The organism is Brumimicrobium salinarum (assembly GCF_002844555.1).
In the GTDB taxonomy this organism is placed as follows: Bacteria; Bacteroidota; Bacteroidia; order Flavobacteriales_D; family Crocinitomicaceae; genus Brumimicrobium; species Brumimicrobium salinarum.
Genome location: NZ_PJNI01000013.1, coordinates 81,981 through 92,417 on the forward strand (window position 1 = coordinate 81,981; position 10,437 = coordinate 92,417).

Genomic DNA, 10,437 nt, shown 5'->3' on the forward strand with positions numbered 1-10,437 from the left:
CAATATGAAAAATGCAATTTTAAAGAAAAAGAGAATGAATGCAATGAAAGTAATTAGCTTATTAATTTTGGGGTTACTTTTTCAATATCAGCAGAACATTATAAATGCACAAGCTCCACTTTGTATAAATGCACAGCCGATATGTTCAGATGCGACCAATTCTTCATTCCCAAACAGTATTAATAACGATATACCAGTTGGCCCAGATTATGGTTGTTTAGAGCGTATTCCAGGTGTCAATGATGTAAATGCAATGGTTGCCCCTCAATGGTTTTACTTTGAAGTTTCTCAAAGTGGAGATATAGAATTAGAAATTGAACAATACAACACAATAAATAACCCTATTGATTTAGATTTTGTTATGTGGGGACCATTCTCAGACCTCACCTCTGGATGTAATCAAGTAATGAATGGCGCAAGTCCTATCCAATGTAGTTCTGACCCTAGTGCAACAGAAACTATTGGTTTGGGAGTTCAAGGTGGAGGAGATTATTGGTCTAATTTTCCATTTGTAAATGCCATTGATGGAACCTCTACTCCACCTAACGGACAAACAGGTGAAGTTTACATCCTATTACTTACAAACTCTGATCAAGAACCAGGTACTATCACTGTAAATCAAACAGGAGGATCAGGAGCAACAGATTGCAGCATTACTACACCTTGTGACATAACAGTTACAGCAACTCCTTCGACATGTGACCCATCTACAAATACCTATTCAGTATCGGGAGAAATCACTTTTTCTGACCAGCCAACAACGGGTACTTTAATAGTTGAAGATTGCAATGGAAACACAACAAGTTTCTCAGCCCCATTTACAAGTCCACAAAACTATACCTTAACTGGACTAACACCTGATGGAAACAATTGCAATATATCAGCATACTTCTCAGACTTAACAGCTTGTAGTTCAGTAGCCAATTATCAAAGTCCATCAGCATGTAATTGTGTAGGTCCCAACATTATAGTTAATAATTTAGCAATATGTGCCAACGGCGGAAGTGAGAACTTAGACAACGCAATAGACCCTACTTCTGATGCAGCAACTATCACTTATCACAATAGCCAAACAGATGCACAAAATGATGTAAACCCAATCAATAATATTGTGAATACAGGTGGTTCCTATTGGATTAGAGCTGAAGATACTGGAGACCCTTCCTGTTTCAATGTTTTTGAAATTATTATTGACGTTTCAAATCTTACTTATTCAGCTACAATAACAGAGCCATCATGTGGAAACAATAACGGAGAAATTATAATTACAGCATCCGGTGGCATAGGTTCCCTTACCTACTCCATAGATGGCAACAATACAATTCAAAATAGTCATACTTTTTCAAATCTTGCGGCTGATTCATACAATATCGTAGTCACAGATTCACTTGGCTGTAATGTTACTGGAACTGAAGTTGTAGGAAATTTAAACGGACCTTCTATTGACAACACAGTAACAACACATCCACTTTGTTTTGGTGACTGCGATGGTGACATTCAAATTACAGTTTCAGGAGGCTCTACTCCCTATAATTATATTTGGACAAACCAAAATGGAGATACGCTAAACACCTCTTCTAATACAGCTTCCAATCTTTGTGCTGGTAATTACATGGTAGAAGTAACAGATGATAGTGGATGTAAAACATCAAACAACATATCTATTACAGCCCCAGATGAACTCACCTATACTATATCAGCTCAACCTCCATCGTGTTATGGTGTTTGTGACGGAAATGTAAACGTTACGGTTGATGGTGGAACTGGAAGCTATACAGCTATTTGGACTAACGAAAGTGGTGCCCCTATAAATGGTGGACAAACTGAGGTAGACACACTTTGCGGAGGTACATATTCATTATTAGTTACTGATGATAATGGATGCCAAATTGCTCATGATACTTTAATTGCTGAACCATTAGAGTTAGATGCAGCATTCAGTGGCTTATCAAACGATTACTGTATAAATGATGATGAAGTTCTACTCGTTCCAACTCAAAGTGGAGGTACGTTTTTTGGACCTGGAGTAAACGACTCAATATTTAATCCGACAGAAGCTAATGCAGGAACACATACTATTAAATATATCTTAGGTGATGCTGTTTGTGGAGATACACACATCGTTGTTGTAAACATTGATGGTCCAATTGCTGAATTTACCGCAAATCCTACTACCACAACAGTTCAAAACCCCATTGTAACTTTTGAAAATATGTCACAAGATGCAACGAGTTATTTATGGAATTTTGGAGACGGTTCTGAAGACTCAAATGAAATCAATCCAACACATAACTTTTCATCTAATACTCCAGGAACATACATGGTTAACTTAATTGCAATTGATGATAATAATTGTTCAGATACTTATACACAAGAAGTAAGCATTAATCCGTCCGAAATTGGATATACAATCCCCAATGTATTTACACCTAATGGGGATCATGATAATGATAATTTTAAACTGGTCAATGTAGAAAGTGTTAGTGACCTAGATATTATCATTCTTAACCGTTGGGGTAACGTAGTTTTCGAAAGCAATGAGGTAAACTTTAAATGGAATGGTAAAACCAACAACACAGGTGAGAAATGCAGTGATGGAACTTACTTTTATAAGATTAATTTCAAGGGCTTTAATAACGAACAAAAAGCGGCACATGGTCATGTACAATTGATTAGTTCTAAAAAATAATCAGGTGATTTTTAAGGCCAAGGAGATGTAAAACATGTTTTGCATCTCCTTTTCTATTTAATATTTTCTTATTCGAACAATAATATTGTAAATATCTCTTAAACATACATTAATATAACTTTTAAGAGATATTTTATTTAATACAAAAGAAAGTAAGCATTAAAAGTTTATTTTTGCAATATGCGAGTGAAATAAAAAATGTGTATATGAGGTGGTTCTTTTTCTTTTTGTTGTTAATTACAAGTAACCAATTAAATGCGCTTAAACCTGCTTTCAATTTCAGCAAGACTCCACCTGTATATGATAGTGTTTTAAATATCATTAAACAAGATACTATTTCTTATGAAAACAAATCCAGCCTTTTAGATTCATTAGGCAGACACTACCATACCAAAGAAAACTATAAAGAAGCTATTAGGTACACACTTCAATCATTAACGCTCCATAAAAAAGAAAACAATAAAGCTCGCGTAGCTCATTACAATGCAAGAATAGGTGTAATGTTTTATTATATAGGGGACTATGACTTTGCAATCAAGCATCTTTTAGAGGCACTCGCTTATTCTACCAAAAATGATTTACCTATATTAACAGCTGAAATAGAGGCTAATATTGCCAATGTCTATACCCGATTAGATCAATATGATCAAGCCATAAACTATCTTTTAAGTGCTAAAAAGCATTTTGAGAAAACTAAAGATGATGAGCCTAACTTATTAGCAGGGATTTATATTAACATTGGGTTAGCATACGAAAAATCCGAAAAACTAGATAGTGCTAATTATTTTTACAATGCTGCATTGTCATTGGTTGAAAATAAAAACCTTCACTTGTATGAAGCTTCAATATTTAATAATAAAGGTGAGATTTACTTTAAAAAGAAAGATTATGATCGCGCATTAATTAATTATCAAAAAGCATATTCTCAATTCGAGATGGTTACAAATGAAAACGGAATGGGTACGGCTTTATTAAACAAAGGAAGGGTTTTCCTTAAAAAATATGATTACGAACTTGCTATCAAATATTTTCAAAAATCTTTAGTCCATTTCAAAAAAATTGAATCACTAAGAAATATTGTGGAAGTAGAACGTCTTATGAGCAATGCTTATAAAGGTATTGGACAATACAAATTAGCAACCGAGCATTTGGAAACTTATATAGTATACAATGATAGTCTAAAAGGAAACAAAATTCAGGAGCATATAACTAATTTAGAGCTTCAAAGTATGGCACTCGAAGAGCAGCAAAAATATGAACTCTATAAAAAAAATGCGGAGATTAAACAAAACAAACTACAATTAGAAAAGGTTTACTTATATATAACTATAATTGGTGTAATTGTTTTATTGGTTATTGTGATTTTAATTCTATTAAACATGAAAAAAAATCTACAACATAACAAACTAGAAAGTAGACTTTTAGAAGAAGAAAAGTCGAGAATGAAAAATGACCTTATTTTTAAACAAAGAGAAATTGAGAACTTTGCTAATCATATCCAAGAAAAAAACAATCTGTTAAAAAAACTATCAACAGAAATAAAAACTATATCAAAACAAACAGATTCTAATATTAACAACCTTAAACGACTAAAAGACATTGTAAACCACAGTATTTATGTTGATGAAAATCGAAAAGAGTTGGAATTAAAAATAGATCATGCTCATCAACAATTTATTCAACGATTGAAGAGTAAATTCCCTCAGTTAACTAAAACTGAAATCCGACTTTGCTCTCTACTTTTATTAAAGTTTTCCTCAAAAGAAATAGCTGCAATTATGAGTATAGAACCATCAAGTGTAAAAATGGGAAGAAATAGATTAAGAAAAAAACTTAATCTTCCTCCTCGATCGGATATATCTAAGTTCTTATCTGAAATATAATTATTACTTAAAAAAACTTGAGTATTATAGACAAAAGCAAATTTCATCCCTCCTACAGCTATTGTTAACCTTTTGTAAACCCTATTTATTTGTTACAGAAAAGTGATAAATATATATTTACGTCATACTATACAAACATTACCCTTTATGGATTCAAGGATGAGATTAAGTTTTTATATATTAATATTTATAAGTTTTAATTTACTTTCAATTAATCAAACTTATAGTCAATGCGCGAACACGTGTGGCCCAAATCTGGTACCCAATGGAGATTTTGAAACCCCATCCATAAATTGTTCAGATACAATTTCTGAGTTATTTTACAATTATACTTCACTAGAGCATTGGTACGGAACTGACGAATGGTCTTGTTACCCTCAACCGCCTAGTGATTGTAATGCAGGATCAACACCAGACTATCATAATTCAAACTGTAATGGTTCGGCAAATGATGTTGGTTGTGGCTCAGGAAATGGTGCAATAGGATTATTTACTTCTACAAATGTTGAAGGACAGTTAGTTTTTGGCGGTACAGTTTCACAAAACAGAGAGTATGTTCAAGTAAAATTAAACACTCCTCTTGAAGCTGGAAAGCAATATTGCGCTTCTATGCTTGTAAAATCAAGTTATCCTAGCCCAATTAATGTTTCTGCCGATGGTATAGGCATGTGGTTCACTGATCAGAAAGTAAATATTGATACTCAAAACTCAGGTGAACAATTTATAGGACCAGGTTCAATAATAAATGCATCAGCACAAGTACAAAATCCACCAGGAAATATTATTGATAGTACCTGTACAATTGTATCTGGTACTTTTTGTGCAAATGGAGGTGAAGAATGGCTAGTTATAGGTAATTTTTTAGAAGACGTAAATATGAGTACCAATGATCCACTTGGATTTTTCCTCACCCCAAACTATATGGTTATTGACGATGTCAATGTTCAAACTGTGTGTGAACCTAATCCATCACTAAGCATTTCTAACAATTCAATCTATTGCGGAACACCTATAAACGTAGAGGTTACAGACACGGACCCGACGGCTAATTTTGAATGGTTATCCCCTACTAATTTTACTTCCAACACTTCCGCAGGTCCTTTCACTGACACACCTCAAGATAATACAGATTACACCGTCGTAGTTACCACTGATAATGGTTGCGGCAACATCTTCTCTGATACTTTAACATCATCTGTTTTGGTTGATTGTGGACCTGAAATTGAGCTAAACTTAACTTCAGATACTATTTGTCAAGGAAGCTGCACCGATATTAATGCAATTATTTCAAGTGGTCAATCTCCTTATACAATTTCATGGAGTCATGGTATAAGTAATGGAGCTGGTCCACACAGCGTTTGCCCTACGAATACCACCACTTATCAAGCAACAGTTACCGATGCTAATGGTGATTCTAAAGACACCACTATTACTGTGTATGTAGGATCACCTGATTCTACCTATCAATTACATCCTATTTGTGATGGAAGTAGTATTACATTATATGGTACAACCTATAATTCAAATGGTGTATATTCAGAAACATTTACAAATATATACGGATGTGATAGCATAGAATACAATGAAGTTGTTGTACTTCCTAGTGAATCAAACATCAATATTACCAGCACTAACTTAACGGACTGTAATCTTTCTAATGGTACAATTTCTTTTTCAGGACTAATACCTGATTCTACTTATTCCATTTCCTATGATAATAATGGTGTAGTCGGCCCCAATAATTATACTGCAAATTCTTCCGGAGAAATTACAGTTTCTGGATTAGATATTGGAAGTTATACCGATTTTACGATATCCATACTTGGATGTTCAACTACCTTAACCGATCAGGTTACCATTACATCTCCTAATACTCCATCAGTTTCTGCAGGAAGCGACATAGAAACTTGTGAAAATGAATCTATTACACTATCTGTAACACCGAGTACTGGCGAAACAGTAACATGGGATAATGGAGTTACAAATGGTATTCCTTTTAATCCACCTGCCGACACCACCATATATACAGTGACCTTAACAAATGCATCAGGTTGTACAGCAACGGACGAAGTAATGGTAGTTGCAAAACCTCTACCTTCAATCGATGCAGGCCAGAATAATGATATATGTGAAGGAGCCTCCACTACTTTAACTGCTAATGGCGGTATAAGTTATGTATGGAGTCCGGCTGCAGGATTAAACACGACTACCGGTAGTACTGTAATAGCAAATCCATCAAGTACAACTACATACACAGTTACAGGGACAGGTTCTAATGGTTGTGAAAACACAGATCAAATTACAGTGAACATAAACCCCTTACCTAATATAGATGCTGGATCAGACGAAATAATCTGCCAAGGTGAATCAATAAATATTAGTGCAACTGGCGGAAATAATTATTCCTGGAGTCCTGCAATTGGACTAAACACAACAGTAGGAAACTCTGTGATGAGTACTCCAACTAATACCCAAACTTATACAGTCACTGGGACTGATGCAAATGGATGTTCCAATTCAGATCAAATCACTATAACTGTTAATCCACTACCTACTGTTAATACTATTCAAGATACAGCAATTTGTGAAGAAAGCTCCATTATGATCAACGCACATGGTGCAGATACCTACGTTTGGAGTCCATCTACAGGTCTTAATACTACGGTTGGAGCAACTGTCGAAGCTTCACCAAGTAACACTCAAACTTATACTGTAACAGGAACAGATAATAATGGATGTGAAAACACCGATCAAGTTACCATAACCTTAAATCAAAATCCAACCTTAAATATAGGTCAAGATATTACTGCCTGTGAAGGAGAAGAAGTAATATTAAATATTAACGGTAATGACACTTATTCATGGAGTCAAGGTGTAAATAATGGTATTCCTTTTACACCTTCTCTCGGAACCAATACCTACACTGTCACAGCAATTGATCAAAACGGTTGTGAAACTATTGATAGTATAAAAGTTACTGTATATGAAAACGCAACCGCATCCATCTTCACCAACGATAGTTTAGGATGCGCTCCTTATACTGTGGAGTTTTCAAGTGGAGCAACAAACAATGGTGACCAGTGTTTATGGGACCTGGGTGATGGAACGACAACTAGTGGGTGTGGCACTATATCACACATTTATGAAAAACCAGGATGTTACGATGTTAAGCTTACTCAAACGCTTGGTGCAACAAACTGTAGCAATTCAATTACTGAAGAAAGTTTAATTTGTGTTGGTGAAAAACCAATTGCTTCATTTAATTATACACCTCACAATCCTTCTGAAGATAATCCAGTAGTACATTTTATAAACCAGTCTTCTGGTGCAAATAGCTATTTATGGACTTTTAACGACAGTATAAATTCAAATGAGGTTAATCCATCTTATTCGTTTCCAATGGTGTCGGGATACTATAACACTCAATTAGTTTCAAGTTCTAATTTGGGATGTAATGATACCACTGATTTAAAGATATTTATCGATGAATCATTACGTTATTATGTGCCTAATACTTTCACTCCTGATGACAACAGTCACAACGATATGTTTCTTCCAATCATGACTTCAGGCTTTGATCCAATGAATTACAAAATGATGATTTTTAACCGTTGGGGAGAATTAATATTTGAATCACATAACCCATTCCTTGGATGGGATGGTAAATACAAAGATAAAATTGTACCTGACGGAACGTATATCTGGATATTAGAGTTTAGAGACAACAATACGGAGGAAAAAATAAAAGATAAAGGACATGTTAACCTTATCCGTTAATTAAACATAAAACATTTATTATGAAAGTTGTTATCTTATTGGTTTTAATGGCTATATCATCCAAAGTCATGAAAGCTCAGTACTTCACCGAAGTTACACCTTCACCTTTTAAAGATATGTTTGACGCCAACTCTGTTTTTACCGATGTAGATAATGATGGAGACCTAGACCTTTTTATTGTAGGCTTTGCTTCTGGAGAATCTGTAATACTATACAAAAATGATGGAAATGGAAATTATACTGAAGATACTGGAAACTCTTTTGAAGGGGTTCGTCTGGCTGATGTAGCTGTTGCCGATGTAAATGGAAATGGTCACCTAGATCTTTTGATATCAGGAAGAGACAGCACTAATAATCCCACAACTAACCTATATATAAACGACGGTTCAGGACAATACACACTAGACAATACTGTAAATTTTGATGACGTAGAATACGGAACAGTTGATTATGATGGGCAAGCAAAAGTTTATCCAATAATTAGCATTGATAACTCAGAAACAAATGCCTTTTTAATAAAAAGAATAAATACAATAGGTCAAGAAGTAACGGCCTCTTAAAAAGGTCTCGTTATTGAATATTATTCAAACGGGAAAACAATAAAAAAATGGAATAATTAATTATCTTAAATAATACAATAAACTATAAACTATGAAAAAAATTTACTTATTTATTGCAGCTTTAATAGCTTCTAACACTTTCTATGGACAGTATTTCACAGAAGTTACACCTTCACCTTTTAAAGATATGTTTGACGGCAACTCTGTTTTTACCGATGTAGATAATGATGGAGACCTAGACATTTTTATTGTAGGTTTAGCTTCTACAGAAGATGTAGTATTATACAGAAATGATGGAAATGGAAATTATACTGAAGATACTGGAAACTCTTTTGAAGGGGTTCGTCTGGCTGATGTAGCTGTTGCCGATGTAAATGGAAATGGTTACATGGATCTTTTGATATCAGGGAGAAACACTAGTAATAACCCCATTACAAAATTATATCTTAACGACGGTACAGGACAGTATACATTAGATAATTCTGTAAGTTTTGATGGAGTTCAATATGGAACGGTTGACTTTGCAGATTTTAACGGAGATGGAGCTCCTGATGTTTTAATCACAGGGGATAACGGAAACAACATAAATGGAATTGCGAAAATCTATTTTAATGATGGTTCAGGAAGTTTCACAGAACAAACTGGAACGCCTCTAATTGGAGTTGATTATAGTGCTGTAATTATTTTAGACGTTAATGGTGACAATCATTTAGATATAATAATTTCTGGAGACAAAGGAAATCCAGATTACACTACAAATCTATACATTAATGATGGAACAGGACAATTTACCTTACAAAACTCAGGCTTATTGGCAATAAATAGAGGCGCCTTAGCCTATGCCGATGTAGATGGAGATGGTGATTTAGATGTAGTTGTTTCTGGAAGAACAACCGGGAGCACTAAAGAATCAAAGCTATTTCTAAATGATGGTACAGGAGTATTTACTGAACAAACTAGTTTAATTCTTACAGGGGTTGAATTAGCTTCTGCTGGTTTCTCAGACATCAATGGTGACACATATCCAGACCTAATTGTAAGTGGATTAGTAAGTAATAATAACAGGTCTTCTGAAATGTTTATTAATGATGGAAACGGAAATTTTACTTTATATACTCAAAACTCTATTGAACCTATCAGCCAAGGGTCTATCTCTTTTGGAGATGTGGATGGTGATTCGGATGATGACCTCTTAATTACAGGTATTTCAACAGGGGCAGGAACGATGGGGCCTTATGATAAAAAGATTACAAGATTATACAAGCTTTGTAACCTTGAATTAAATCAGCCTTCGTTAAGTCCAATTTCTGCAATTTGTTCGCTTGATGAACCACAGGCTCCTACAGCTACAGATAATTGTTCGGGTGGGAATACAACTATTATCGCAACGACAACTACTACATTTCCAATAACAGATACAACAATTTCAGAAATAATATGGTCTTATGATAATGGAAATGGTTTATTTGGAAGTCAAACACAAGCAATATCTTGGCAAGATATAGATACTTCTACAACAATTTCTCAA

5 protein-coding genes are annotated in these 10,437 nt (G+C 34.4%); all 5 read left to right on the forward strand.

What is annotated here, in order from left to right; translation table 11 throughout:
* Positions 1-4 precede the first annotated feature (4 nt).
* Positions 5-2,689, forward strand: a complete 2,685-nt coding sequence (locus tag CW751_RS11685; protein WP_101335214.1) for a T9SS type B sorting domain-containing protein — start codon at positions 5-7, stop codon at positions 2,687-2,689.
* Positions 2,690-2,895: 206 nt separating this feature from the next.
* Entirely contained in the window at positions 2,896-4,572 is a 1,677-nt protein-coding gene (locus CW751_RS11690; RefSeq protein ID WP_101335215.1) for a tetratricopeptide repeat protein, read from the forward strand.
* A gap of 147 nt (positions 4,573-4,719) precedes the next feature.
* Positions 4,720-8,349 carry a T9SS type B sorting domain-containing protein gene (locus CW751_RS11695; RefSeq protein WP_101335216.1) on the forward strand — a complete coding sequence of 1,210 codons (3,630 nt, stop codon included), beginning with the start codon at positions 4,720-4,722 and terminating at the stop codon, positions 8,347-8,349.
* A 20-nt stretch (positions 8,350-8,369) separates the two neighbouring features.
* Positions 8,370-8,909 carry an FG-GAP repeat domain-containing protein gene (locus CW751_RS11700; RefSeq protein WP_101335217.1) on the forward strand — a complete coding sequence of 180 codons (540 nt, stop codon included), beginning with the start codon at positions 8,370-8,372 and terminating at the stop codon, positions 8,907-8,909.
* Between the two features lie 91 nt (positions 8,910-9,000).
* The coding region (locus tag CW751_RS11705) for an FG-GAP repeat domain-containing protein (RefSeq protein WP_101335218.1) at positions 9,001-10,437 on the forward strand (1,437 nt) is incomplete at its 3' end.

Coding starts and splice junctions, on each gene's coding strand:
- CW751_RS11685 (WP_101335214.1), top strand. CDS start 5: ATGAAAAATGCAATTTTAAAGAAAAAGAGAATGAATGCAATGAAAGTA.
- CW751_RS11700 (WP_101335217.1), top strand. CDS start 8,370: ATGAAAGTTGTTATCTTATTGGTTTTAATGGCTATATCATCCAAAGTC.
- CW751_RS11695 (WP_101335216.1), top strand. CDS start 4,720: ATGGATTCAAGGATGAGATTAAGTTTTTATATATTAATATTTATAAGT.
- CW751_RS11690 (WP_101335215.1), top strand. CDS start 2,896: ATGAGGTGGTTCTTTTTCTTTTTGTTGTTAATTACAAGTAACCAATTA.